This is a genomic window from Aeromonas sp. R2-2 (assembly GCF_040908355.1).
Classification (GTDB): Bacteria; Pseudomonadota; Gammaproteobacteria; order Enterobacterales; family Aeromonadaceae; genus Aeromonas; species Aeromonas veronii.
Genome location: NZ_JBFODQ010000058.1, coordinates 1 through 24,420 on the forward strand (window position 1 = coordinate 1; position 24,420 = coordinate 24,420).

Annotated in this window: 26 protein-coding genes, 1 tRNA gene and 1 pseudogene; 16 read left to right on the forward strand and 12 right to left on the reverse strand. The window is 49.2% G+C overall.

Features of this window, described 5'->3' with window-relative positions; genetic code table 11:
• A partial coding sequence (locus AB5Z09_RS10710) for a hypothetical protein (RefSeq protein WP_368195275.1) occupies window positions 1–497 on the reverse strand: 497 nt, incomplete at its 3' end.
• A gap of 183 nt (window positions 498–680) precedes the next feature.
• Here AB5Z09_RS10710 and AB5Z09_RS10715 point away from each other — a divergent pair.
• Window positions 681–1,534, forward strand: a protein-coding gene (locus AB5Z09_RS10715) for an IS5 family transposase (protein ID WP_368195276.1) whose coding sequence is annotated in 2 segments (ribosomal slippage) — window positions 681–1,023 and window positions 1,023–1,534 — 855 coding nt in all. Because the reading frame shifts where the segments join, the coding sequence is not laid out codon by codon here.
• 343 nt (window positions 1,535–1,877) lie between these two features.
• Here the strand turns inward: AB5Z09_RS10715 and AB5Z09_RS10720 are convergent.
• From AB5Z09_RS10720 to AB5Z09_RS10730, 3 genes are all read right to left on the reverse strand, one after another.
• A complete protein-coding gene (locus tag AB5Z09_RS10720; protein ID WP_368195277.1) occupies window positions 1,878–2,252 on the reverse strand; it encodes a hypothetical protein in 375 nt (124 codons plus the stop codon).
• Window positions 2,227–2,454 (reverse strand): hypothetical protein, encoded by a 228-nt coding sequence (locus AB5Z09_RS10725; RefSeq protein ID WP_368195278.1) that lies wholly within the window; start codon window positions 2,452–2,454, stop codon window positions 2,227–2,229. The genes AB5Z09_RS10720 and AB5Z09_RS10725 overlap by 26 nt, the downstream gene beginning before the upstream one ends.
• A 246-nt stretch (window positions 2,455–2,700) precedes the next feature.
• Entirely contained in the window at window positions 2,701–3,822 is a 1,122-nt protein-coding gene (locus tag AB5Z09_RS10730; RefSeq protein ID WP_368195279.1) for an AAA family ATPase, read from the reverse strand.
• 403 nt (window positions 3,823–4,225) lie between these two features.
• Here AB5Z09_RS10730 and AB5Z09_RS10735 point away from each other — a divergent pair.
• A pseudogene (locus tag AB5Z09_RS10735) lies at window positions 4,226–5,027 on the forward strand (IS5 family transposase).
• Between the two features lie 633 nt (window positions 5,028–5,660).
• Entirely contained in the window at window positions 5,661–5,912 is a 252-nt protein-coding gene (locus tag AB5Z09_RS10740; RefSeq protein ID WP_368195280.1) for a hypothetical protein, read from the forward strand.
• A 1,383-nt stretch (window positions 5,913–7,295) separates the two neighbouring features.
• Here AB5Z09_RS10740 and AB5Z09_RS10745 read toward each other — a convergent pair.
• Both AB5Z09_RS10745 and AB5Z09_RS10750 read right to left on the reverse strand, forming a co-directional pair.
• Window positions 7,296–7,703, reverse strand: a complete 408-nt coding sequence (locus AB5Z09_RS10745; RefSeq protein WP_368195281.1) for a hypothetical protein — start codon at window positions 7,701–7,703, stop codon at window positions 7,296–7,298.
• An 88-nt stretch (window positions 7,704–7,791) separates the two neighbouring features.
• On the reverse strand, window positions 7,792–8,193 hold the full coding sequence (locus tag AB5Z09_RS10750; RefSeq protein ID WP_368195282.1) for a hypothetical protein: 402 nt from the start codon (window positions 8,191–8,193) through the stop codon (window positions 7,792–7,794).
• 80 nt (window positions 8,194–8,273) lie between these two features.
• Between AB5Z09_RS10750 and AB5Z09_RS10755 the strand changes: the two genes are divergently transcribed.
• Window positions 8,274–9,436 (forward strand): IS3 family transposase gene (locus AB5Z09_RS10755; protein WP_368195283.1). Its coding sequence is split into 2 segments (ribosomal slippage): window positions 8,274–8,529 and window positions 8,529–9,436, totalling 1,164 coding nucleotides; the frame shifts between segments, so codons are not numbered across the junction.
• Here AB5Z09_RS10755 and AB5Z09_RS10760 read toward each other — a convergent pair.
• From AB5Z09_RS10760 to AB5Z09_RS10775, 4 genes are all read right to left on the reverse strand, one after another.
• Window positions 9,367–11,172 (reverse strand): hypothetical protein, encoded by a 1,806-nt coding sequence (locus tag AB5Z09_RS10760; RefSeq protein ID WP_368195284.1) that lies wholly within the window; start codon window positions 11,170–11,172, stop codon window positions 9,367–9,369. The two genes, AB5Z09_RS10755 and AB5Z09_RS10760, sit on opposite strands and share 70 nt — an antisense overlap.
• Before the next feature lie 480 nt (window positions 11,173–11,652).
• The gene (locus tag AB5Z09_RS10765; RefSeq protein WP_368195285.1) at window positions 11,653–11,973 is read right to left on the reverse strand and encodes a hypothetical protein; all 321 of its coding nucleotides are present in this window, start codon (window positions 11,971–11,973) and stop codon (window positions 11,653–11,655) included.
• Window positions 11,974–12,484: 511 nt separating this feature from the next.
• Window positions 12,485–12,560 (reverse strand) — tRNA-Thr (locus tag AB5Z09_RS10770).
• Between the two features lie 172 nt (window positions 12,561–12,732).
• Entirely contained in the window at window positions 12,733–13,134 is a 402-nt protein-coding gene (locus AB5Z09_RS10775; RefSeq protein WP_368195286.1) for an H-NS family nucleoid-associated regulatory protein, read from the reverse strand.
• Between the two features lie 175 nt (window positions 13,135–13,309).
• Between AB5Z09_RS10775 and AB5Z09_RS10780 the strand changes: the two genes are divergently transcribed.
• The 4 genes from AB5Z09_RS10780 to AB5Z09_RS10795 all read left to right on the forward strand — a co-directional run bounded on the left by AB5Z09_RS10780 (window position 13,310) and on the right by AB5Z09_RS10795 (window position 17,584).
• Complete coding sequence (locus AB5Z09_RS10780; protein WP_323891841.1) at window positions 13,310–13,519, forward strand: AlpA family phage regulatory protein; 210 nt, start codon at window positions 13,310–13,312, stop codon at window positions 13,517–13,519.
• Window positions 13,520–13,529: 10 nt separating this feature from the next.
• Window positions 13,530–14,996 carry a DUF3987 domain-containing protein gene (locus AB5Z09_RS10785; RefSeq protein WP_368195287.1) on the forward strand — a complete coding sequence of 489 codons (1,467 nt, stop codon included), beginning with the start codon at window positions 13,530–13,532 and terminating at the stop codon, window positions 14,994–14,996.
• Window positions 14,997–15,655: 659 nt separating this feature from the next.
• Window positions 15,656–16,372, forward strand: coding sequence for an inovirus-type Gp2 protein (locus AB5Z09_RS10790; RefSeq protein WP_368195288.1), 717 nt, complete (start codon window positions 15,656–15,658; stop codon window positions 16,370–16,372).
• 117 nt (window positions 16,373–16,489) lie between these two features.
• On the forward strand, window positions 16,490–17,584 hold the full coding sequence (locus tag AB5Z09_RS10795) for a hypothetical protein (protein WP_368195289.1): 1,095 nt from the start codon (window positions 16,490–16,492) through the stop codon (window positions 17,582–17,584).
• A 45-nt stretch (window positions 17,585–17,629) separates the two neighbouring features.
• Here AB5Z09_RS10795 and AB5Z09_RS10800 read toward each other — a convergent pair whose 3' ends face one another.
• Together AB5Z09_RS10800 and AB5Z09_RS10805 are read right to left on the reverse strand one after the other, a co-directional pair.
• Complete coding sequence (locus AB5Z09_RS10800; RefSeq protein WP_368195290.1) at window positions 17,630–19,393, reverse strand: hypothetical protein; 1,764 nt, start codon at window positions 19,391–19,393, stop codon at window positions 17,630–17,632.
• Between the two features lie 185 nt (window positions 19,394–19,578).
• Complete coding sequence (locus AB5Z09_RS10805) at window positions 19,579–19,950, reverse strand: helix-turn-helix domain-containing protein (RefSeq protein ID WP_368195291.1); 372 nt, start codon at window positions 19,948–19,950, stop codon at window positions 19,579–19,581.
• 119 nt (window positions 19,951–20,069) lie between these two features.
• Here AB5Z09_RS10805 and AB5Z09_RS10810 point away from each other — a divergent pair, with 119 nt between their 5' ends.
• From AB5Z09_RS10810 to AB5Z09_RS10845, 8 genes are all read left to right on the forward strand, one after another.
• The gene (locus AB5Z09_RS10810) at window positions 20,070–20,795 is read left to right on the forward strand and encodes a DUF4339 domain-containing protein (RefSeq protein WP_368195292.1); all 726 of its coding nucleotides are present in this window, start codon (window positions 20,070–20,072) and stop codon (window positions 20,793–20,795) included.
• A gap of 28 nt (window positions 20,796–20,823) precedes the next feature.
• A complete protein-coding gene (locus AB5Z09_RS10815) occupies window positions 20,824–21,057 on the forward strand; it encodes a hypothetical protein (protein ID WP_368195293.1) in 234 nt (77 codons plus the stop codon).
• Window positions 21,058–21,172: 115 nt separating this feature from the next.
• Complete coding sequence (locus AB5Z09_RS10820; RefSeq protein ID WP_368195294.1) at window positions 21,173–21,649, forward strand: lecithin retinol acyltransferase family protein; 477 nt, start codon at window positions 21,173–21,175, stop codon at window positions 21,647–21,649.
• Window positions 21,642–22,163, forward strand: a complete 522-nt coding sequence (locus tag AB5Z09_RS10825) for a hypothetical protein (RefSeq protein ID WP_368195295.1) — start codon at window positions 21,642–21,644, stop codon at window positions 22,161–22,163. Before AB5Z09_RS10820 ends, AB5Z09_RS10825 begins: the two co-directional genes overlap by 8 nt.
• A gap of 235 nt (window positions 22,164–22,398) precedes the next feature.
• Window positions 22,399–22,824: a DUF2787 family protein gene (locus tag AB5Z09_RS10830; RefSeq protein WP_368195296.1), complete on the forward strand. Its 426-nt coding sequence runs from the start codon at window positions 22,399–22,401 to the stop codon at window positions 22,822–22,824.
• Window positions 22,825–22,833: 9 nt separating this feature from the next.
• Window positions 22,834–23,136 (forward strand): hypothetical protein, encoded by a 303-nt coding sequence (locus AB5Z09_RS10835; RefSeq protein ID WP_368195297.1) that lies wholly within the window; start codon window positions 22,834–22,836, stop codon window positions 23,134–23,136.
• 95 nt (window positions 23,137–23,231) lie between these two features.
• Window positions 23,232–23,729, forward strand: coding sequence for a DNA repair protein RadC (gene radC / locus AB5Z09_RS10840; protein WP_094698189.1), 498 nt, complete (start codon window positions 23,232–23,234; stop codon window positions 23,727–23,729).
• On the forward strand, window positions 23,726–24,280 hold the full coding sequence (locus tag AB5Z09_RS10845) for a hypothetical protein (protein ID WP_368195298.1): 555 nt from the start codon (window positions 23,726–23,728) through the stop codon (window positions 24,278–24,280). Before radC ends, AB5Z09_RS10845 begins: the two co-directional genes overlap by 4 nt.
• Window positions 24,281–24,420 lie beyond the last annotated feature (140 nt).

Sequence of the window (24,420 nt, forward strand, 5' to 3'; positions counted from 1 at the left end):
TCCGTGTAAGTTCCCTGCGCGATGTACTGCTGTGTCAGACCAATTGGGATAGTCTCACTCAGCGGAGTGACGATGAGTCCAGCCAATACAGCATCAGTAATCTCGAGTGTTTGCTCCCCCACGAGATTATCTAACGAAGCAATAATCTGTACGCTACCAGCAGCGGCGGCAGACACCACACCTGCTGCCGAAATCGTTGCGTTGGCATTAGAAACAGACCACTGTACTCCGTCTTCTGTGACTTTGGTGGAACCATCACAGTAAGTCAGCGTTGCCTCATATTGGGCGCTCAATCCGACAGGAAGCTGATCATTGATTACCCCCTGGAGCAAGGGTTTTTGCGGTGAAACCTGAATGGAAACGATTTGTTCACATGCTTCTGGTGGAGACACTTCACCACCACCACCACCACCACCACCACCACCACCACCACCACCACAAGCAGTTAACATCAGTCCGCCGATGCTAATTAAAAAACGTAAAATAGATTGCCTCATGATAGATCACCGCATATCAAATAAAATAGCTATAAATAATTGTGACTGACTTGGGCCACATTTCAAGTCAATAGTTTTAATGCCTCTGTTGTATTAATGTGTACCATCTTATGTGCTAGGCTGTGTTCTTAAAGTGATGAAGATATAATTTCACATCTTCTCAACAGCTTAAGACACTATGCAGTGTCCCGTCGTTACCAGTTGACCGATGCACAATGGGGACTTATCGAGCCCCTTTTTCCATACCACCGCATAAGCGGACGTCCTACTCGCGAGCCACGCCAAGTGCTCGATGGCATTCTCTGGATACTCCACACCGGTGCGCCTTGGCGAGATCTGCCAGAACGTTTCGGCCCATGGAGTTCGGTCTACAACACCTTTCGACGTTGGCAGAGTACAGGTCACATCGATGCCATCCTTGAAGCGCTGCAACTACATCTCAATAAAGCAGGGCTTATCGACTTCGACCTGTGGTGCATTGACGGCTCCAATGTCAGGGCATCCCAAGATGCTGCCGGAGCGCGTAAAAAAACACTCTTGTGAATCAAGCGCTTGGTCGCTCGCGTGGAGGTTTTGGCAGCAAAATTCACTTGGTCACTGATGGTAATGGTTTACCGCTGGGGTTCTGCCTTTCACCGGGGCAATCAGCGGAAATCAGATATGTGACAAGTGCGCTGGCCATGGCAAGGATACCGACCTCATCAGGCCGTTATCGCACGCGTCCAGCGCATCTTGCCGCAGATAAGGCCTATAGCAGCAGGGCTTTGCGGGCCGAACTTCGGCGCATAAGGATAAAAGCAGTCATCGCGCAGCGCAGCGACCAGCAGCGGCACCATAAGGGACGTCCTCTGGTATTAGACAAAGCTCGTTATCGCAGGCGAAATGTGGTCGAGCGGTGCTTCGGATGGCTGAAGAAGTTTCGCCGATTCTCAACGAGATATGAAAAGCTGGCGGGAAGTTTTGCTGCTTTTATCAAGCTGGCTTTCTGCCTTCGTTACTTACGGGAGCTATTGGTGGACAGAAAACCAGAATTTTGAGAACACAGCCTAGGGATTTGAAGTCCAATGGATAGTCAAGTTATTCTATGACTTGGCCATTTTTGCTTGTAGGGTTTTGTGCCATCATCCTCCTTCTTGAAGTGCTCGCTGAGTTCGTGTTCACAACCCACCGTGTGCAGTGATGGAAGTATGGCCAGATCTGGATACCTTGATGGTGAAATAACCATCTCCAAGTTTTCCGCATTCATTATAGTCCCATTCTCTGTAATATCGCCAATCCGCACGCCCCTATCTCCGTTCGGATCACCATCAGATGATTCAACCCCCCAAGCGAAGTCTCTTCCTGCCTTAAATAAGGCAAAGTTTTTGGCATATACTCTAGCTAATTCTGGTTGCCCCTCTCCCCCTCATAACGGGGTATTATATCAAATCTTGGAGGGAGAGGGTCACCAGACTGTGTTGATGCATCGGCATAATCCATAGCCTTTTTAGGTGATGCCGCAATATAGAAACCGGTTCCTCTGGCCTCCCCATCACCTGAGCCACAATATTTAGGGTTTAATCCATCATCGAACATGCTGCGTAGATTAGCCTTGTTGGTTCCGTGATAACCAATAAATCGGTAGCCATTCTTTACAAGTTTTTCATCAGCACTTTTAATACTTTCTATATCTCGAAAATTAAATGCATCGCCAAGCCCTAAATCTTTAGCTACGCACGCTGGTTTTATTTTATAGGATTTTATTTCCTCTTGCATAATTGTTGGCAGAAAGTTTGATGGATGATCCACATTGTTTTTTTGGTGGCTCACCATCAACCCAAAAGCCTCTTAATTTCTGAACCAAGGAAACACTGATATCGTCATTTTCTCTGAAAACAGATTCATTTTCTAAATTCCATTCGCTTTTCCCCCTGCGCTGCCACCCACCATTCCACCACTCACCATTTTTATTCGGCATAAAATAACTCCCACCCCGGACATGCTGACTACCTAATTATATATTTTAAGTTCGTTCTTTAAAGGGTGCCCCTTCAACTTAGAAAGAGTATCAGAAACTTTAAAAATAAAAACAAAAAAAGATTTAAATATTGAAGTTTAAAATTTATTGGCTAAACGCAGCAGTGACAATATAAATACATTTCCGGCGTTGACATGATGGGGAAGCCCTAATAATAGGATTTTCCCCGTTTCTGAGGCGACGCTTTTACTCCTCATCAAACCGCCACTCACGGCGCGCAGGATCATCTAGGCAGGTCTCTCCATTGATCAGTTGCAACAGGATATGGCGGCACGGCGCATGTGCTTCTATCGCCTGTGCCAATACCGGGCTGTGGGTGGTCACCCAAAGCTGGGAGTAACGCGAGGCCTCGCCAATCAACTTACCGAGTGCTGGCAGCATATCTGGATGCATGCTGCTCTCCGGCTCGTTCAGCACGACCAGCGGGGCAGGACGCGGACTGAGCAGGGCCACTGCTAGGCAGAGAAGACGCAGTGTGCCGTCGGAGAGCTCACTGGCCCGCAAGGGACGGCGCAACCCATTTCGCACCATTATCATCTCGAGCCCCGCGTCGCAGCTACTAACATGGAAACGGGCATCGGGGAAAGCACTGCCAAGGATGTCGTGAAGTAATTCAGCATCACCACTTTCGATGATGGTGGCAAATGCTGACGCCAGATCCCGCCCGTCATGGCTCAGAACAGGAGTTCTGATGGCTGATTTCGGGCTGCGCAGAGGCGAGTCGGAAGATATATCGAAGTGGTGATAGAAGCGCCACTGGTTGATCTGATGACGCAATCTTGCGAGTTCAGGATAGCGCTCAGGCTCCGCCAGATGGCCAAACACCGACTCATGAGGCAGCATCCCTGGAGCATAGTCCACCTTGTCACCGTCGATGCCGAGCACCTTGACCGCCAGATTGCGACGCATCAAGAACAAAGTAGAAGGGGATCGGCGCGAACCCAGCCATGCTTCCTCCTGCTTGATCACGGGATCGAAAGTGAAATGGGGGCTAAGCGACGGCGGGGCCAAGCCGATCTGCAACTCGTAGCCAAACTGCTCTGCCTGCATACCAAGGATTATTCGTTTGGGCGCATCGGCCCGATCGCCGGGACGTAGCCCTCCTGCCCAGATGGCCTGGTTGACCCCTCCTTCAGCACAGATGGCGCTGGCCAGCTCGCCATTAGCGGCACTCGCCAGTAGGCGAATGGCGCTGTAGAGGTTACTCTTGCCGCAGCCATTAGCCCCTTTCACCACGTTGAGCTTGCCAAGAGGAATGGCGAGCTTACGCACCGAGCGATAACCACGGATCCAGATCTCACTCAACACGGGGACGACTCCTTAAACCTTATAAATGCCCTAATGGCAAGCCCATTCATATATGTAAATATCCATTGCACAGGAATGACTCGAGTTAGGCCAGAGGTGGTGACATAGCTCACGATTGCAGTCCTCTCTCGCCCCACAAAAAGGCGTGGCCATCGCTACATCAAGGCGTTTTGAGCTCGAACCGCCGGAATTTCCGTCAGGACAGCCCTTCCCTGCCACAAGTGTATCTAGATTAATCACCTGCCGTCACCCTTAAAGGAATAGTACCTGTTCAACAAAATACGCAGCAAGACAGCCGGTGATGACCGAATGAGCACCACTCGTGCATTGGCGTTACCTGTCGCTTTGCACTTAGAGCTGCTAACAAAACCAAATTGACTCGAACGCCCCCCCACATAGCCGCATGACACAAAAAATCATCACTAACCTGCTATGGAAGTCCTTGCAGCCACTTCTGTCTCCTCAACAGCCTTCGCCACGGGGTGGCCGTCCACGCCTCGATGACTATGCCATTCTCAACGGTATTCTGTTTGTCCTTACTACGGGGCGCGCGTGGGAGGACTCGCCCCAGTCTCTGGGCTTTGGCAGCGGAATGACGTGCTGACGTCGCCTAAGCGATTGGCAAGCTCAAGGTATCTGGCAGCGACTTCAAGTGGCGCTGCTGTCCCAGCTACACCAAGCTGGCCACATCGGCGGGAGTAGAGCAAGCCTAGATGGAGTGAGCGTAGCCAGCCCCCGGGGGGGCAGGAAACAGGGCGTAAGACGACAGACAGAGGCGGGCTGGGCAGTAAACGACACATAGTGGTAGAACGCCAGGGCATACCACTCGCAGTGCTTGTCTCAGGCGCCAATCGCCATGACTCGATAATGTTTGAGCCCTTGTTGGATGCACTTCCGGCGTTAGCAGGCAAGAGAGGGCGACCGTGATGTCGGCCTGACAAGCTACACGCAGACAAGGGGTATGATTTTCGCCGTTGCCGAGATTATCTGAGGCGACGGGGTATCAAGACTCGCATTGCCCGACGAGGCATCGATAGCAATGAGCGATTGGGATGTCATCGCTGGGTTGTAGAACGCACTCATGGTTGGCTGGCAGGCTGTGGCAAGCTACGAATTCGTTTCGAGCGACGGCTGGATATCTACTCGCCTTGTTGACGCTGGCTTGTGCCATTATCTGCCTGCGCTTTGTTGAACGGTTTTGTTAGCGGTTCTTAAACAACGGGAATTTGACTATGAAGCGGCGCGATGGCAGCCCCCTGAACGCTTGTCTGGTAAAACAAGGAACTGGACACCAGTAAGTATGGTGGCTCTCAATCCAGAAAATGAACGCCAGGCTGCAGAAAAACGACAACTCTCTTGAAAAACGCCGGAATGGCTATTCAACTTCACGGTAATACGCACTTATCATGCCCGATTGCAGCTGATGGGAGCAAAAGTGTCTTCCAGCGAACCTACGTTAGACCCGGAGCGCCTGTCATGAAAAGTTGGACGCAACTGTAGACAGGCCTCAATCGATTCTTTATGATTAATTAATCACTTAGCGCCTGCTGCAGACTGAACTGTCAGATGCAATGTGGTATTCCTTTCATATCCTGTGCATGTATGTGTGCCACTTCTGCCCGCGACTGAGCGTCGCGGTTTTTTTACTCCGCTAATGTTGGGTCAAAAAAGGCCATTTGATGGCCTCAAAAACCTGCTGGTCGCAGAAGATCTACACAGACGCAACCATACGGTGCTACATCAGTAGTTATGAGTATAGTGCTGTCAGTGTGACTCGAGAGGATAATTAAGACTGAATAGACATGCGATGGAGTAGGTGCCCATGGAGGAGTGGCAAGATGCAGTTCAATAGTCGTGAAGAGAATACCTATCTGGATATCGTGATACGAGAAGCCCTCAAGAACTGGGATCCAGCCAAACCACGGAGATGGTTAGCCCGTTATGGTAGTCTTCATACTCTGGGTATTGGACATGGTGATAACGCTCAGAAATACAGGGATATCCAGGCTCAGGCATTGTTGTTAACCCGACGTAGCAAGCGCCCTGAAAGTACAGGCTCACTTCCCAATATCATCTACCCCGATTGGTGAAAGAACATGATGATCTCTACCATCAAGGCCTACGGACAGAGCCGGGATACTGATTGGCATCAATTATTACACTGTGGTGCTCGCCTATTCGGTGATTTGTTTGGTTCAGCAGAAAAACTTTCTCGGATCAAGATCAGGGCGCTAAATGCAGAATATTAAGTTCGGTAAGCATACTTATTTTTCAACTGCGGTACTTGCACTACGGACAAGTATTTCTAATCTCGACTCTACTGCTGGATAGCAACCTATAACACATTCAACAAGAGCGATAATGGCATCAGACCTGCTGCAGCGATAGAATATGAAGATAGCAAGGTCAATCTGTCAAGGGTAGGTTGCACTGAGTGATCAGGGTCATGGGTTATCTGACCTTTGTCCAAGAGATGGGGAATAAACAGCAAAATCCAGCTACGTGAAAACCAAATGACATCCCACGGTTGAAGAAGCGTCTTCATTGGCTTAACTGCTTCTAAGCAAGGCTTGGGCTTCGTCGCGTATCGAACAATATTGCTGCGTAAGGAGGGAGCGCTTTTCTACTCGCCAACCGCCATATTTCGCTAGCCAGCGTCTGGGGCGACGTGGGTCCCAACTATCAATGGCTTCACGTAATCGCGCATCCAAATCGTTACGTTCTGCGCCTAAGTCTTTTATGGCTGGCATCGGGATCGGCTATGATTAATTCGGTGATAATTTTGGTGCAGGCTGCAGGATTCAAACCGATGAACTGCTAAGCCCAGTCAGCACCATGCGGATGCTAAAGGATGTTTTAAATAATGTCATTCGCGCTGACCTCAATCATACGACAGAGCAATACCGAATAATCGTCGTTCATAGTGGCGAGGTCTGTCATTCATTGGTGTTTGAATTCTCGCAAGCAATTGCCTCTGCCTTTACATCTGCTGTTGGTAAAACTATTGGTGTACACACCGTTTTCTCCCGCTTATTTTTTGTCCGCTGCAGCCTAACTGCCAATACGGCCTTGGGTCCATGCTTACAAATAAAGATGATAACACATTAAAAAAATGCCGCAGCAAATATGCTGCGGCAAAGCGAGGCTAGATGACGTCAAACAACAAAACACAACATATGGATAAAACCGCACATCTTCACTCAAGCAGAACTTAATGTGCATGAGTCAGAGAATAAGATGTGCGACTGATATAATAGCAAAAACAAACCAAGGAAAAACTAAAATATCTTATTTAGTTTTATTCCCACCTTAATCACCCAGGAAAAGTGATGCGGGGGAAAATCAAGGATTGAAGGCAGAGCGCAATGCTCGCAACAGCAGACCTACTAGCCAAACGCTCATGGCAGACACACCCAATGATTGCTGTCACGACAGGAAATCAGATACTGAAGCAACCCACACGAAACCAGCCTCTAATCAGGCTGCCCCCCTGGCTCCTCATTAGAACTCCCTACAGCCAAGCGCAAGGACCAAGAGTTGATGTTTCTGGTGATTTGCGAGGTGTGCGCAGTCAATACAGCCAGTGTGCCCTGTGTTATCCACTTCAACTGCCGGCACAGGGTTAGCAGCGCCTTGATAATATCAATAGACACAGCAACCTCTGCCAGATGTGAGCGCGCAAGATGGCGCTCCTTGTCACAACGGCTATCCATAGCATTTGCCTTTACCAGAGCATGCAAACAATGGGTTATTTCAGATAATACGCGCTCACCCGTCGCGCGCTGAATATCCTCTGGCAACTGCTGATGCAGTGGCCAGTAAAAAAGATACAGGGCAACAATGTCGCCGTAGAGCTTGGTGTATTCACGCTCAGTATGCATAGAGATTTCCACAAAATGCTTGACAGTCCTGACGAACACTTAATTTAAGAAAAGACCCTGGGGAATCCCAGGGTCATATGCTTAAAAATTACCGTTCAAGCACTATGCCACTTAAAAAGTTACCTGTGGTGTATTCGACATCTTTGTGGACGCTATCAATGCCATTTTTGTCACTCTCTTTATAGCGCACCTTCAGCGTCACTGGTTTGCCTATATCCGCTTGCTTGATGACATAGGGAGGAACAACCCCGGGTGCCACCACAGGAATAAACGGCCCACCATTCCAGGATACAGAGGTGACATCTTGCATGCCGGGTGAAAGAGTAAAGCCAGTGTAGGTGGCATCAAGCTGACTCCCGACAAACAACTGAACCTCGGATGAAGTGAACTTAATGCTCGGGTCGGCAATCATGTTAGCCACAGTGAAGATGTTATAGCAATATCCAAGCCCCGCCGGACCCAGACCAAGGTCTGCAGTCGTTACCGTCACCCTATCACCCTTTGTAGTGGTCTAATCATCCCGGACACCATTTTAGGTGGTACAGTCGCCACCATGACCTGAGGTGCTCAATGACAAGATTGCGTCGCTCATTTACTGCCGAGTTCAAACTGGAAGCCGCATCCCTGGTACTCGACCAGGGATATTCAGTACCCGAAGCCAGCCGTTCACTGGACGTCGGTGAAACCGTACTTCGTCGCTGGGTTCAGCAACTGCAATCCGAACGCAGTGGCACTACCCCAATCAGCAAAGCGCTGACTCCGGAGCAGCAGAAAATCCAGGAGCTGGAAGCCCGCATCAATCGGCTCGAGCGCGAAAAGGACATTCTAAAAAAGGCTACGGCTCTCTTGATGACGGACGAGTTCACACGTACGCGCTGATAGACCGATTAAGAGAGCAAGCCCCCATCACCCTGGTCTGCTGCGCTTTCGATGTGCCCACTTCCTGTTTTTACGATTATCTGGCCCGCAGGCGGGCGATTAACCGTGAGCGTATGCAGCAGCGCTCTGAGTTGCGCCGTTTGTTCAAAGAAAGCCGGAACTCAGCGGGCAGCCGTGCCTTGATGTCGATGATGCGGGAGCTGGGGTATCAGATTGGTCGATTCAAAGTACGTAACCTGATGAAGGAAGCCGGCCTGGCATCCAAACAGCCGGGCGCACACCGCTATAAGGTCGCTCGGTCTGAACGACCGGACATTCCCAATCTGCTAGCCCGCGAATTTGATGTCCAACAACCCAATCAGGTGTGGTGTGGCGATATTACCTACGTCTGGGCAGGTGGTCGTTGGCATTACCTGGCAGCGGTGCTTGACCTGCATACCCGGCGGGTTGTGGGGTGGGCGATGTCAGATAAACCAGATGCCAAGCTGGCCATCAAAGCACTTGAGATGGCGTATCAGCAGCGGGGTTGTCCGTCAGGCGTGCTGTTTCACTCTGACCAGGGCAGCCAATATGGCGGCCGAGCATTTCGGCAACGACTGTGGCGCTATCGCATGACCCAGAGTATGAGTCGGCGTGGCAACTGCTGGGATAACGCCCCGATGGAACGGTTGTTCAGAAGCCTGAAGTCAGAGTGGCTCCCGGCTATGGGATATATGAGCGTGCGGGAGGCGAAGCAGGATATCAGTTATTACCTGATGGATTACTACAACTGGTGGCGTCCACATCACCACAATGACGGGATACCGCCAGCAAAAGCCGAGGTTCGGCCTAACCAAGTGTCCGGATTTAGTTGACCACTACACTTAACACCCAACTCATTTACAGGCTCAAATGTCATTAAGAGTATATTGTTGTAGGAGCAGGTAACCTCTGTGACGCCCTGCCCAAGAACCTTGGAGCCAGCGCTGACCCTCTGGCCAGTAACGATGTTCTGGCGCTCAAAATACACAACGCTCTTGTCTTCAAGTCCACCGCCGTTGGGCATAAAGGTGTAGTAGGCAGGCCCGACATTGAATGATGAATACAGGTAGTGTGGTACTGTTATATCGCCTAGGATAGTAGGTTTTGCAGCGGCGTTAACTGCAGGCTTAGAGCCGGGCACCACAGGGGTTGGACCCGAGCTCTCGACTTTTTCAGCATATTGGCTGTTATTGTTCCGCCCGTAGACAAGCAGCTCAATGCGCTTGCCAATCATGGCGTCTGGCACGCGATAGCGCGCTATCTTGCCAGTGGTGGCTGTACCGGGTGGGTAGTTGGTAGCAATGCCAAATCTATTAACCCAGGATAGCTTGTCAGCATCACTATCAGCCCTGTATTCACGCCAGGCGTAGCGTGTTGCGGAGTCGATATAAAATGCATCCGTGAATAAGTAACCGCCATCAAGCCATTCACCAGCAGCTAGATTGGTATAGGTTATTTTTACATCACTCACCACAGGCTTTTTATTTGGGTCAGGAAAATAAATGTTAGTTATGCCAGGGGTTTTATATTGGACACCTGTCACACCCAAACCATTCACGGGTGTTATTACAAAGCGGGGGCGACCGTAAACACCTGCTGGGATGGACTGCGCTGGTATCACTCCATTTGCAGTGTTTCCGCTTCTTACGAGTGTGTTGTCCATATAAAAATCATAGGTAGAGTTGTCCCCATCAGCACCGCCTGCACGGTCAAATACATAGGTGCTTGCTGCGACTTCACCATTCACAAACCCAGTGGGCGGTGTGTAGCTTGAGATGAGCGGCGACAAGTTCGGGTTATAGATGTATTGATTGATGGGCGTGGTCACTATGCTGCCGATGCCGCCATAGTGGCTCTGTGGCTGAATGCTGAGCTCCACTCTTCTTCCGGCATAGCCTGCCAGTGAGAAGTCAGGGACAGTACCTGCGCTGGTGTTGGCGCCAGAGCCATTTTGCAACAGGGCGGCTGATTGCCCTTGTGGGCCATATGCGTAGATGGAGGTGTCATTACCGACCCCCTCCCAGGTGTAGGTTGCGGTGAGGTTGTTGGCGTCAACAAACAGGCCGTCCGCTTCTTTGACCTTCACATCCACGTTTTTGACCAGCGGCGGCGGCGGCAGTACCGTGGTAGTGGCGCACTCCTGATTGCCTTGTGATGGGTCAGTGATGATGTCGCTTGTCTTGGGAGTAACGCATGCTGTCAGCGGCTGGTTGATGGCCGCCTCTGGTACGACGGGTATTGATGACGTTTGACCAAGCGCAATGGCATTGCCAGCGCCGTCAGTGGTCGCCCATGAGAACACAGAGCCCAACTCATCATCCCCATCCGGGTCATTGAATCGATACTTGAGCTTCACGTCCTTACTCTCTACCCCATATACAGCAGTAGGCTCAAATTCGAGATTTTCAGCTGTAGGCGCACGCCCCAGCACGCCAGTGGCCGTTGGGCCAGATGTCACCGCCATGACAGTGCTGGCAAGGAGAGCGCTCAGGCCAATCGCTGGCGTGAGGCCATATCGCCTGATTGCAGATAACGTCATTTTGCTCATTCTCAGTATCTCGGTAGTCATCTTTTGCTGTTGGTGGCCTGGCATGCTGATGCGGGCTCGCAGTTAAACTGTAGAGTGAGCCGGCAACATTCGCACGCACACGCGAAACGGGCCGAGATGATTGCGGGTAGCAATGCAAGCCCACAACAAAAAAAAAAAAAATAAAGCAGAACCAACAAAAACCGAGAGCCCAATGTGTTTTCCAATCACCACACCCAAAATGCAACCAGACATCGCCACACCGACTGCTCACAACAAAATACATGCGCAATAGATGTGCTGCAAACAATGAAAATACCTTGAAAAATGCCTTGCATGCAGCGCACTCAGCAGTCAGCAGTCAGCACTTGCTATAATCAAGTCAGGCTGCCGGGCAGGTGATTAGGAATATATCCCTTTCTTGACTCAGCACAACCTATTCGGCAGCCGACCATTTTTTACCTTACCCCCAGATTCACCACCCCGTTACACACCGTTTTTGTGGATAAGTAACAGGCATCGTCAATCAAGCTCTTGCTGCATCTCGATAAGCTGACGCCATGGGCGACACAGAAGGTCATACCATGTAAGCGAGCTGCCAAGCCCATCCGGCTCAACACCCCTTGGGTGTGGGCATCTGCGCTCATCCAGCACGTAGGGCTCAATAGCTAGCACTTGAAGCAGGTATTTCTGCACACCGTTGTCGCAGACCTTCTGCTCATGGACTTCCATGATGTCGGTCCGTCTGCGTATCTTGGCAAAATCATCACTGATGGCCTTGACGGATACACCAAATGCATCAGCAACCTCTCGCGAACCAAGTGGGCACTGCTGCTCGTGCAACCAATGGGCCACCCGTAAATAGCGAGGTAAGGGCTTCCCACACTTCATGCGCTACACCTCACCAGTAGGCTCACGACAGTAATCGACTGCTTTTTTTGGGGCATGGTCATCTGTTCACATCGCTCAAGGCTAAATGCATGCGAGGGCCAACTGCTTGCACTCCGGGTTCGAGAGCAGGCCACCGGGTGAGTCATTAGGCGAGCTATTGGGTGAACCAATAAGCACCCTGCCTCACGCGGAAGCCCCTTGTATCGCCCAGTGAGTGGGCCATGCCCCTCTGCAGGCCAACTACCGTATTTTGCTAACCAGCGCCGAGGACGGCCTAGGCGGCACAGCTTGATGGCGTCATATCGCATTATCTTACTTTCGAGGCGAGATAGTTCGGTGTCTTTTAGGGTCGGCATCGGGATATGGCTGGAGTGCTGAAGGGCTGCAGTAAATCGCATGCAATCGCTGCTTGACGCGGGTGTCGCTGCCCACCCAAAGGGATGGTACCGCAAGCAGTCAAAAATGGTGCTGGCTACCGGAATCGAACTGGTGACCAATTGATTACAAGTCAGTTGCTCTACCTACTGAGCTAAGCCAGCATCAGCCTGTGCATGTTAAATGATGTTGTGAAGGATGTCATTAGGGCAGGTCGTTGTCATGCGGCAGAGTGTTGTCGAATGTTCAGCGTTCGTTATCGACGAGCTTAGTCATGAGTTGGACGCAGTATCCGTAAACAACAAGGCCATGCCATACCGGCATGGCCTTGTTTATTTAGATGAGGAAGTCATCCAGCTGACGACCGTGCTCAAGCTGCTCAGCCAGAAACTTGGGTGTACGGCCCTGACCGGTCCAGGTTTTCTCTACGCCATTTTCAACATAACGGTATTTCGGTGGGCGAGGCGCTCGTTTAGCTTTGGCAGTTGTCGCAACTGCTGGCGTACTGCCTATCAACTCAGTCGGGTCGATACCAGCCTGAGCCAACATCGCTTGGAACTCAGCCAGCTTTTGCTGATGCTCAGCATTGGCTGCTTGTTCTTTCTCTGCGTGCTCCAAACGCTCCAGATAAATCAACTCAATCTTCTCGTGGGCTTCTTTCACCTGCTCCAGTGAAAGCTCACGCATCGCTGCCCGCAGGCTGCGCACATTCAGCAACACTTTCAAAAACTCACTCATCCATCACCTCTGTCATGAAAAAAAACACCAAAAATATTTTAATTTTCACACCGTAAGTTAAAGTAACTGCCCCCTCAAAAACTGCATCGGACCACATCGTCCTTTCCGGTACCTTCTCATCGTTCCCAGGACATCCTCGGAAACATACACCGATGACAACAGAAGGCGCTTATCGATGAAAGAACTACAGATTATCCGTTTGAAGGCTCTCGTTCAATTGCTCGGCATTTCAAGGAGCACGCTTTACTCGTGGATTAACCCCCGCGCAAAACAATTTAAACCCAACTTTCCAGCCAAGATAAACATTTCCAGCAGGTGTGTTGGCTGGCGCCTAAGAGAGATAGAGCAGTGGATGGATACCGAGTTTAATCAGCTGGATAAATAAGGATCGCGCGATGAAAAATCCTTACGACCAAGCAAACTCCCAGTCGTATTACAACCCTTACCGCTATGCCAATACTTACCAAGGCCATAGTACCGGCTACAGGTTAGCAGAGCAAGGTCGACACGGTCAGGACATGGATTGCTTGGCTAAACATTTGGGCGTAGATGTTCCTCTGGTAAAGTGTGCGGTGCTCGCCGCGACGTCAATATCAGCAAGCAATAACCATCAAGTTGCTGACCCGATTAGCGAAAGAGTGTATTCGCCAAATCTGTACACTTGGCAGATTGGTGATTCGGGAGGCGGTAAAAGTTACGTACTCAAAAATATCATACACCCCATCTTTCCTCTTGTAGAAGAGGAAAGAGCGGCAATAGAAGAGAAAATACTGCATGCAAAAAAAGATGAGGAGATATGGAAAAGCAAGACTCGAGCCTTGAAACGGCGATATGAGCAAGCTGTCAGCCGTGAAGATATGGAAAAGTCGGCGCAATGTAAAAGTGAACTTGACCAGCATTTGCTTGATAGGCCCCTTGTACCTAAACCGCGAAATCGCATACGCAGCAGCATTGTCCGGAATGACATAAAAACGGAACTGAAAGCACACGGCGAGCTGTCTTTAATTCTACCGGAGGCATCTGTTGAAAAAGAAAGGTTGGAGAAACATATCGACATATTAAATCCGGCATGGAATAACGAATCGATTACACTAACGGGACCCCATGAAGATGTTCATATTTCACATCCGGCCATTACATTGGTAATGCAAACTCAACCAGCATTGTTTTTACCATTTACGAAAAAACGTACAAAATTAAAAGAGGCCGGTTTTTATGGGCGCTGCCTTTTCTTTACTGCAAAAGGCTATTCCTATCCTCCAATTGAAACGAAAGAAGGAGATGAATTGGTGACCTTTATCCAACAACGACTCCGAGAGTTGCTTATTATGCCAAATAAAAGAATATTACATTTATCCTCTGAGGCAACTGTCATATGGACAAGCATAGTGAACAACGTGAGTCAGCTCAGGAGGACGGAGGGGACAAAAGAAGCAGCAACACCTGAGTTCTCGGGGAAATACCCTGTTCACTTGTTACGCGTTGCTGCATTGATCCATTTGCTTTACAAGGACAGTGAGGTGATTGATGAGGATGATATCAATCAAGCTGTCACACTCCTGCAGGAAGTTCAGGAAGAGCATCTCTATTATTTCAGTGATTTTAATCAACAACAAAAGCTGGAGAAAGATGCAGAGGAGGTGCTTGGGTGGATTAAACGTCAGACTGGATATCAGTGCACCGTACAGAGCGTGAACAAAAATGGCCCTATTTGTGCCAGGAACAGGGAGTTACTTCAGCAACAACTCGATTTTTTAGTATCAAAAAATGAGATCACTGTTTCCCAATCAGGAAAGTCTTTATTTATCAACCTTAATGCCTACTCAAGAGTTTCAAGGCTGTCAAGAGTGAAATTATTTTAGTAACTTTCGAGTTCATTGATTGATTTTTTAAAAGTGGATTGGCGCCATTAAAAGCAGCCATCATTAGCCCTCCGATTATTTGGGCGTGGGCATGATCAATGTTTTTATTTGGCGGTATATTATTATTAACATCAGTATTAACACTAACACTAACATTAACATTAACACTAACACTAACACTAACACTAACACTAACACTAACACTAACACTAACACTAACACTAACACTAACACTAACACTAACACTAACACTAACACTAACACTAACACTAACACTAACACTAACACTAACACTAACACTAACACTAACACTAACACTAACACTAACACTAACATCGTCAATGCTAATGCATTCTTATACTACCACTGTATCACTACCATGGCATTACTAATGCTACGCCATTACCAACACTACGTTATATTTCAACAATAGGAGTACTGACTATCACAGCAAGCATTACCCTCACATGATATAACCATGCGTAGCAAACATACTCAGATACTGCTCCAGCACTAACCATGCTGGTAGCGGTATCGTGTGAGCGTCACTCTGCTACGGCATAACCCATTAACCACCACAGGGGGATTAGCCCCCCTCTATAACATGCAAGTTAGGGCAGCGCTTCGCTGCCACTACGTTCATATTGGAAATGACATCGATGAAATATTACCCGTTATCACAATCAGACCATGAAAGCATCATCAACATGCTAGAAAAACGAGATGGCCCTATTATCAACGTTTACTACTACACCCTGGTCGATATAGTTTCCCTGTCACTGCAACGCTTTCATCGTGTCACCGCAACACGAATAGACTTACGCTATCCACAAAGCCTCACTGCAGATGATATGCCCTGTATGGATATCGCTATTCGTGATGACGCAATGACTCGCTTTTGTAAATCTCTACAGGCAAAGCTCAGCGCATTGGCAAATCGCAAACGCAAACAAGGGGACCGGGTGAGAGATCACACCTTTCACTATCTCTGGGTAAGGGAGTTACACCAGAGTAATTACCCGCACTATCACGTGGTCCTGCTGTTTTGCAAAGACACCTTCTACACCACAGGGCGTTATGACGACCCAGAGTCACTCGCTGGGCTCATTACTGCAGCATGGGCCAGTGCCTGTGGCGTCTATATCAATCACAACACAGACCCGGTCTTATTCTCCCTCTTCACCGGCAGCGTCTATTTTGCCAAACAGGGTACCTACCACCTGGATATCAATGCCGACAACAACGCGCTACACGCATCGATCACAGAACTGCTACTGCGAGCGGGTTACTTAGCCAAGCAAGCCCATAAGCCATGGCACGATAACAAAAGGAACATGGGTTGCAGCATACGTACGGGAGTGACACGCCATGACTAAACACCACAGTACCGACGTGCTGCCCCAATCAGGTGGGAGAGATGCTACCAACAGCGGGAGAGATGCTACCAAAATCGCCAGAAAAGCCCGAATGTCGCACAATAGGGAGGATTGACCATGAGCATACGCAAGCAACGGCTGCTTCTCGGGAGCTACAGCACACTGCAACCACATCACGCACGAGACGACATCACGCTGTCTACCCACCGTTATCAGCCAGGCTCTTTAACCAGGCTATGGCGCGCCCTTTGGGCAGTGGTGAACTACCGCATGCCAACGCAGTGCGATATGGGTATCGACAAGCAGATGAGTCCAAAGGAAGAGCGGGCATGGACAGATGTCCTTACCCCATTATATGTACTGTCATTAAATGCAAATATGGAGACCTTGCAACACAGCGAGCTGACACAGCTACACCCAGCACTGGTATTATTGCAAGATGGCGCATTCTCGCATCAGCTTGATGAACTATTTAAGACGAAAAACAATCAGGGGCATCGTAAAACATGCCCGACTAAAGACATCATCAAGCAGCAAGATAAATTATCTAAAGCATGTGAGCTAATTCGCTCTCTACAAGAGACCTGTCGTATATCAGACTCATGCTACACGTTTGAGCGACCGTGTAGAAATCGACAGGAAAACATACACTCCTGGTTTGATAACATCAAAGCGCAGCATACCGCCATTTATGTTTTGCGCATCACGATACTGGTTAATATGCTCCCGATATCACTGAGCCAAGAGAAACCATTCGCTGGTACCATCCAAGAAGAAATAGAGTTAATTGTTAAAGCAAGAAAAGTCATTAGCAATTTGATAGCCAAAAAACGGGGTATATTTAAGCAACTTCTAGATTATCACTGGCTGTTGCAATATCATAATTCGCTGGGAGCTCACGCAAATATGACACTCGTGTTTCCAGCCGATAAGGCCTCAGAGGGACGCAGGTATGTTGACTTTATACAAGAGTCTCTCGCGCGTCGTGGTAATGAGGATGTTCGTGCTTGCTACAGGTCTAGCTTGAGCAAAGATACTCGTTATAAGTACCCTCCACGAGGAATAGGTGATGTTATCTTAACCCATGATGACTCACATCAGGTCGCAATTGACGTTATGCTAAAAGAGTATTATCTAAAGAGCCTTTTTATCAAGTTAACATTGCCAGCCAGTATCAAACTCGCATCCTTCTCTTTAAGGAAAAAGTCATAGCCAACACAAAGGGCAACACGAGTTGCCCTTTTGATTTATCAGCATTTACAATACAGGGATAAGCTCCATATCAACATCCTTATCTTTACTTTCTAGGTCTAGTAAAGAGATGATTTTCAGTAAATATGCCTTTTGTGTTTCCGTAAGAAGATAGTAGCGATTTAAACCGCAACCAGGCAAGTCACTGTCAGGTGCAGACAACCATTCCGAGAGTTGAAATACGTAAATGAAAAAAGACATATTTTCCAGCACATCCTTCACTCTGTATCTCATCAGTCCCACACACGGCGTTTTTATCTTCCAGTAATGCGTTTTTATGGTCGTGCTATCCAACAACATAAAAGGCTCGGCATCTTGTAATGATGGCTCATTTTGTGGTTGGGTAATCGCAAGTAAAAAGTCATCCACTTGCTCAATTGGGTTAATGAAGTTATTGGACTTATATTTGTTAGCCGCCTCCCAATTATGATACCCTATCCATCGACAGCGCATGTGTTCCGTGTATGTCAAGTTTAACTTAGATAAGTCGTCTTCATCTCCTGCGAAGAAATTTAATCCACATTCAAAGAAAGGGTCAACTCCCGATTCAAACATAATGCGCTCACAGAAAGCCAAGCGGTGGTTCATTTTCGCTTTTCCTGTAACAAACTTTGCCAAAAAAATATCAAAGGCAATGCTAAAGCCATCGGCGCCAAGATGCCAATCTCGAAGCAACGCTTTGAGGCTTTTTTCTGCTTTAGAGATGACATCCGATGATGGTTCTCTGCCTCGACGAATTTCATACGCCAGATCATAGATAGCGACATATCCATCACATAGTTTTTCTATGTCTTGGTTAGACGGGTCAACAACCACCTCTTTTAAAAAAAGATTAATATCTTCATGTGAGTCAATGTGATTGATAAAATTGGATGTTATTAATCTCAAATCCTTGCTATGTTGGGCTGAGTTAGCATGATAAATAGTATCATTAGCTTGAGTTGACAGAAGTAGCTCATAGACCGCATTATAGTTACCTTCTAGCGTTTCAACTAACCGACAGGCTTTGTCGCTATGCCACAAGACATCCCCCCCTGTGGCACAGGCTTTTATAAGAGAAAAGACAATGCCACCTGCAATATGCCATCCCCAGAATTCTTGAATACTGCCCTCTTTAACAGGAAGCCCCTCTTTATTTTTTTCTTCAAATTTATTCAAAATGTTGGTTATCTTTGCATAACTCCCCCGCCTGTAGTTTTGGAGATAGGTGGAGTCATCACTGAATTCGGCGAAGGCTTTTTTATGCTCAGCAATGAACACTGCTATTGGGTCAGACAATGGTTTTTCTAAGATGCTGATATATTTCGATAGATATTTAAATACGTAATTTTCAGGATACATGAGATGCCATTCAAGGCATAGTCGTTTCAGGTATGGCAGCAAAAAGAACTCTAGCATTGCCATATTGGCGTGAGACTGCTCAGTGAGTGTAAAGAATGGTATTTGTCGAATGACATTATAAACACTTTCTAGCAAGCGCAATTGTTTTTCTAGATATGCGGCACACTCTTTTTTTATTTCATCATCATAACAAGAGTAAGATGCTATTTGCTTCGCAATAGCCGGGGCTAAGCCGACTAATCGTGACCTGATAATATTGAGGTCGCGCAGATCTTTAAGAAAGTTATTTCGGCCCTGTGCTTTTTTTGCATTTTTAGGCACATCATAGACCTTTGCACTTTCGTCTATAGACTCTATAGTCAACGCCGACGTGTCGAGATGCTGGGCGATGAAATCAAGAATGTCCAGATTGGTTGGGATGGTAAACATACATGCCTCTGAATAAATAATGAGACCACATTATGTACCACAATTGACCAATAAATAAATCAAACTAAATAGAGTAAAATCATCACCATAACAACCTTGCGGTTGTTATGGTGAGTTTCACGGACCGTGCTCAAACGGACAACATCAAAACTGTAGTCAAGGAGGGGAAAATTATAAGTAAGGCATTAGTAAAAATCCAAAAATTGAACCAATGCCTGTTGCTTATCGGGCGATAGCGAGGACCACTGCTGGTCCAGTCGCTTCTTCAGCCCCTTCTCTGGGCCATATAGCAATGCCTGTGTTGGTTGGATCAAGGCGGTGTGCCTCGTCGGACATTCCAACAAGAACCACTCCGCTGGTGTATCCAGTAATCCGGCCACATCGACAAGCAACGTGGCACTGACTCGGTTTAGCCCTCGCTCGTAGCGTGATAGCTGTTGTTGGGAGAAACCCAAGGCCTCCGCAAGTTGCGCAGCAGACACGCCAAGCTCTTTACGCCTGTGCTGGATCCGCTTTCCCAACACCACATCGACATCTGTTGCTGTGAGTTTACTCATTGAACAAACCAATTACAAAAGTCGTGAATGCAAGGATATAGAGCTAAAAAGTTGATAAAACACCTCATGAGATGTAAATTAACAAAATTGACAACCATTGATTGATTGGAGTGATGTTCGTGACCCAGCCCGTATGGTTCTACGCCCAAAAAGGGGCTCAAGTTGGCCCCCTGTCATTGTCTGAAGTGGAGGTGTTGATTGATAGTAGGGATATTGTGGCCGACACAAAGGTTTGGAACGGCACAGGTGAGTGGCTACCTGCTGCAAGCCAACCTGATTTGAGCGCTTTCTTTAAAGCACATCACGGTACGCCGCCACCACTCATGGGAGATGATGTGGATAATCGTTTCGTATGGGCGATTGTCACGGTTCCTGTTATCGGCACCATGCTAGAAATGATGTTCAATACCACGTTGGTGTGGCTATACATCATGTTGAACATTACTTTTTGTGTGTTGGATGAACGGCGATTGAAGTCTGCCGGTCATCATGCACCGGTAAAATGGATGCTGTTTCTTGTCCCCGTCTATCTGTGGAAGAGAGCTGAAATTCTTCATCACAAAAAACTTTATGTGTGGTGCTGGATTGCTGCCTTTTCCATTTCCATCGTTATCTCAATAGCTGGTGAAGAATCAACCATTGAAAAAACTGCATGTCCGGTTGTTAGCGATATATTGCAGAAGCACCTGGCTAATCCTGCTTCATGTAAAGCTGTCAAGATCACAGAAGAGGTTACATCCGGATTTTACCGTGCATACGCAACGCTGGATAATGGGAATAATTTGGATATCACCATCGAAAAAATGAAAGACGGCCAGATATACGTAAGGATACCCGAGTTGTAATTATTCTAACGAGTTATAGGAGTTCAACATGCCTATCATCATTTGCATTGTTATCTTAGGGGTGATTATTCTCGCCTTAATTATTAAAGGGGATGGGAGCAACCACCTAGGCTCTTTATTGGGTGTACTAGTCCCTCTTATCGGCGCAGTGGCCGCTGGCGGTACGGTTGCGGGATTTGCTAGCGTGCCGCTGTCTCCTTTTATTGGTATTCCAATTGGAATTTTAGCGTCCATTTACGTCTTTAAAAAAATCAAGGGCTAACCCCTGCATCGCAAGATACAAAAACAAAAAAATCACACCGATATATTACCTCCATGAAATACACACGGCATCCTGCTTTCAGGATGCCGTTTTTATATCCATTCAAGGAGACACGATGTACGCATCATTATTTGACGAATTATCGCCCGGTGACCATCTGGTCAGTACACGGCGGGGATTTGAGCATCACGGTCTTTATCTGGGCCAGGGCCGAGTTATTCACTACGCCGGAGGTGTAGGGGTAAGTTCTTCCAGTGCCGGAGGCGCCGATGGTATTGAGACTGTATCGCTCCCTGACTTTGCCCAAGGGCGAACAGTGCGGGTCATTGAGCATCCTCACCGACGTTATGACGCTCAAGCATCCATTGCGCGGGCCTATCGTCGCCAGGGAGAGCAACGCTATCACCCGGCGTTCAATAACTGCGAGCACTTTGTGCTGTGGTGTATCGAGGGGGTCAGTCACAGCCCCCAAGTCTCATGGTGGCTACTGGCAGCAGCCCGTGCCACTGGCCATCCGTTGTTGGGCGGTACCATTGTGCTGGGAGGCCTGTTGGCCACGTGGTGGAAGAGTCCGGAGAATCACGATGAATAATCGCGTGGATACCACCTTACCCAGGTCCGCATTGCTGGGCCTGTCTGCTCATATCGAGTCGCTGTTTCAGTCATGGATGCAGCAGGCGCTAGCTAGCCTTGCAGTATCACCAACGATGTTGAGCGAAGGACACACCGCGCTGGTGACCCTCGCTTCACATGAACGCGATGACTGCGCCCCCCAGGCGCCGACTGTCACATCTACACATCAGGCTACCCACTTTCCCAACACCACCTGTACCCTGCATTGGCAGTCCGGGCGATGGGTGATTGCCAGCCTGTCGTCGCTGACACGCATTGAGGAGGCTGCCCCGCCTTGCTGTGAGCATGCCTTCTGGTTTGGCCAAGAAACCGTAGGTTATCAGCTGCAATGGGCCCCCATGCGCCACGAGGCCCTGGTCATTGCACTGCAAGCCTGGGAGCAACAACTCGCATCAATGCCTGCGCTGGTGATTGAGGTCTCCCTTGCGCTGGATAACCAGGAGCATGACATCACGCTTTGCATGTCTCCTTGAGTTTCTGGTTTCTGCATCACTGCAGACTTACCATTTTTCACCACCTCGTTCACATTGGACTATGCTCAATACAAGCAGGTACTCAATGGCTATCTCGACCTTCAGCCCTTCCAGCGCCTACCGGTCGATATAACCGCAACGTCCTGCTCTTCCGATGTGGCGGTATGAACGTTAATTTCAAGCCCAGTCCTGTTTTCAGCAGGTCTGGGCTTTCTTTTTATCCCGGAGTTTACTCATGACCCTGCCTGTTAAACTGGATGGCTTATCCCTGCCCGTGACACAGCCTTTGCTCACCTTGCTTGGTGACACGCTCACGCACACCCAGCGTGACCTTACCAACCAGACAGCCCTGACCTTTCACTTTCGCAATCCCACCTACAGCCCAACAACGGGCGGTGTTCATCCGGTTGAAATCCGCCTGATATCCCAGGCAGGCTGCTGGCACATCGATTACATCACCGATTTCAGCTATCAGGGCCAAGGTCAGGATGCCGAGCTTTGCAAAGAGCTTGATTTCAACTTCCTGGACAACGAGCACTATCTGCAAGGCTGGGGGCCGCTCCCCATGGCCGAGGCACAGGAGCTGTTCACCCTGTGGCAACACAATTTCCTTGCCTACGCCCAACTGGGCTTTTTTACCGTCACCGTCAGTGGTGACTGAGGAGGATGGATGCCTAAAGAACCGATAGCCGTTGAGCTGGAAGCGATTAATCGAGAGGGAGAGACACAGGTGGTGCGCGGCAGTGGCCTGACCGTGCAGGGCTACAGCGTCTACCTGCGAGCGGTAGAGGCCAGCGGATTGGCCCTGGCCACCTGGGTAGCGGACTACGACACCATAGGACCGGCTTACCAACTGGCAGAACGGCTGAGTCTCGCACTGGCTATCCCGCTAAACGTCTTGGTCCCCGAACAGTTGATACCGGTGAAGCGTGAACCCACAACCACAGCTGGCACCATCACCACAACCAACTGAGCTATCTCCAGCGTTAACCAACAACCCCTCTACATCCATGTGACCTCGGCACGCCTCGCGCTGCCGGGGTCTTTATTTTTCAGGAGAATCCCACCATGCGTTACCACAAGCTTAAAGCCGGGGAATGCCCCGGCACGTATGTCGTCACCGAACCCGTGACCGAGCAAGACCTGCTGCGCATCGCCAACCAGATTGCCCGCAAACGCCTGGCCAAAGGCACAGCCATCACCAGCACCACCGAGGCCGCCGAACGGTTACAAACCTTGCTGCAGGACCGGGAGCACGAAGTGTTCGGGGCACTGTTTCTCGACTCCCAGCATCGCGTGCTGGCCTTTGAGGAGCTGTTTCGCGGCACCCTCGACAGTGCCAGCATCTACCCTCGGGAAGTGGTCAAACGGGCCTTGCTACTCAACAGTGGGGCCATCATCGCCGTCCACAATCACCCAAGCGGTGACCCTGAACCCAGCCACTCTGACCGAGTCTTCACCCAAGCCCTCAAAGAGGCCTTGGCACTGGTCGATGTGCGGTTGCTCGACCATCTGGTGGTTGGTGCCGAAGGCGTGGTGTCACTGGCCGAAAGAGGTCAACTATGAACCACCCCCCAGGCAAAAGCCACCTCACCGCCCTCGACATCCTCCTCGAGTTGCGCTGCTGGCTTGAAGATAACGTTCAGATGCAGGCCGAGCCCGCCATCGTGGCTCACCTGCCTAACGGCTACCTGCTCACCCAGAGCGATTGCATCGAGGCCATTGATTCGCTGCTCCACCAGCTACGCCATTCGTCGCGCCAAGAAGGAACAAACGCCATGCGATTACCCAATCCCTTTTCCCTTGAGGAAACGCTCGAGAAGCTGCGCCATCGTCTGGCTTCCGCCTACAACGAAGATGCGCTGACGCTGCTGGAGAAGGCCATCACCAAGGCTCGTGATGACCGGCGTTATGCCAAGCAGTTTGAAGAGACCTTGCTGCAAGGCTCCACCATCGAGATACGTGACTGTCTCAGCTGCTTTGGCGACTACTTCGAACGCTCCCGAGACGCACCGCCCTATTACCCGCATCACGATGCCGTTAACGGCATTGATTGTGCGCTCTACGCCATCCTGTTTGAGGCTGCTCACCCCGACACACGCCAAGATCACCAATAACGAACCGTCGATCGCCCAATCACATGCCGATCACGTTTCCACCCGATCACCCGGATCATCAACACTATCGATATGATCCCGATGATCTATCTCGTGCTTGATCAACAGTCAGCAGAGAGCGTGCAGAGTATCATCATCGC

What these genes read in the sequence shown, in the direction of transcription:
- AB5Z09_RS10720 (WP_368195277.1), bottom strand. Translation starts at nt 2,252, where the DNA reads ATGCAAGAGGAAATAAAATCCTATAAAATAAAACCAGCGTGCGTAGCT.
- AB5Z09_RS10725 (WP_368195278.1), bottom strand. Translation starts at nt 2,454, where the DNA reads ATGCCGAATAAAAATGGTGAGTGGTGGAATGGTGGGTGGCAGCGCAGG.
- AB5Z09_RS10740 (WP_368195280.1), top strand. Translation starts at nt 5,661, where the DNA reads ATGCAGTTCAATAGTCGTGAAGAGAATACCTATCTGGATATCGTGATA.
- AB5Z09_RS10745 (WP_368195281.1), bottom strand. Translation starts at nt 7,703, where the DNA reads ATGCATACTGAGCGTGAATACACCAAGCTCTACGGCGACATTGTTGCC.
- AB5Z09_RS10760 (WP_368195284.1), bottom strand. Translation starts at nt 11,172, where the DNA reads ATGACTACCGAGATACTGAGAATGAGCAAAATGACGTTATCTGCAATC.
- AB5Z09_RS10775 (WP_368195286.1), bottom strand. Translation starts at nt 13,134, where the DNA reads ATGAGTGAGTTTTTGAAAGTGTTGCTGAATGTGCGCAGCCTGCGGGCA.
- AB5Z09_RS10780 (WP_323891841.1), top strand. Translation starts at nt 13,310, where the DNA reads ATGAAAGAACTACAGATTATCCGTTTGAAGGCTCTCGTTCAATTGCTC.
- AB5Z09_RS10785 (WP_368195287.1), top strand. Translation starts at nt 13,530, where the DNA reads ATGAAAAATCCTTACGACCAAGCAAACTCCCAGTCGTATTACAACCCT.
- AB5Z09_RS10790 (WP_368195288.1), top strand. Translation starts at nt 15,656, where the DNA reads ATGAAATATTACCCGTTATCACAATCAGACCATGAAAGCATCATCAAC.
- AB5Z09_RS10795 (WP_368195289.1), top strand. Translation starts at nt 16,490, where the DNA reads ATGAGCATACGCAAGCAACGGCTGCTTCTCGGGAGCTACAGCACACTG.
- AB5Z09_RS10800 (WP_368195290.1), bottom strand. Translation starts at nt 19,393, where the DNA reads ATGTTTACCATCCCAACCAATCTGGACATTCTTGATTTCATCGCCCAG.
- AB5Z09_RS10805 (WP_368195291.1), bottom strand. Translation starts at nt 19,950, where the DNA reads ATGAGTAAACTCACAGCAACAGATGTCGATGTGGTGTTGGGAAAGCGG.
- AB5Z09_RS10815 (WP_368195293.1), top strand. Translation starts at nt 20,824, where the DNA reads ATGCCTATCATCATTTGCATTGTTATCTTAGGGGTGATTATTCTCGCC.
- AB5Z09_RS10820 (WP_368195294.1), top strand. Translation starts at nt 21,173, where the DNA reads ATGTACGCATCATTATTTGACGAATTATCGCCCGGTGACCATCTGGTC.
- AB5Z09_RS10825 (WP_368195295.1), top strand. Translation starts at nt 21,642, where the DNA reads ATGAATAATCGCGTGGATACCACCTTACCCAGGTCCGCATTGCTGGGC.
- AB5Z09_RS10830 (WP_368195296.1), top strand. Translation starts at nt 22,399, where the DNA reads ATGACCCTGCCTGTTAAACTGGATGGCTTATCCCTGCCCGTGACACAG.
- AB5Z09_RS10835 (WP_368195297.1), top strand. Translation starts at nt 22,834, where the DNA reads ATGCCTAAAGAACCGATAGCCGTTGAGCTGGAAGCGATTAATCGAGAG.
- radC (WP_094698189.1), top strand. Translation starts at nt 23,232, where the DNA reads ATGCGTTACCACAAGCTTAAAGCCGGGGAATGCCCCGGCACGTATGTC.
- AB5Z09_RS10845 (WP_368195298.1), top strand. Translation starts at nt 23,726, where the DNA reads ATGAACCACCCCCCAGGCAAAAGCCACCTCACCGCCCTCGACATCCTC.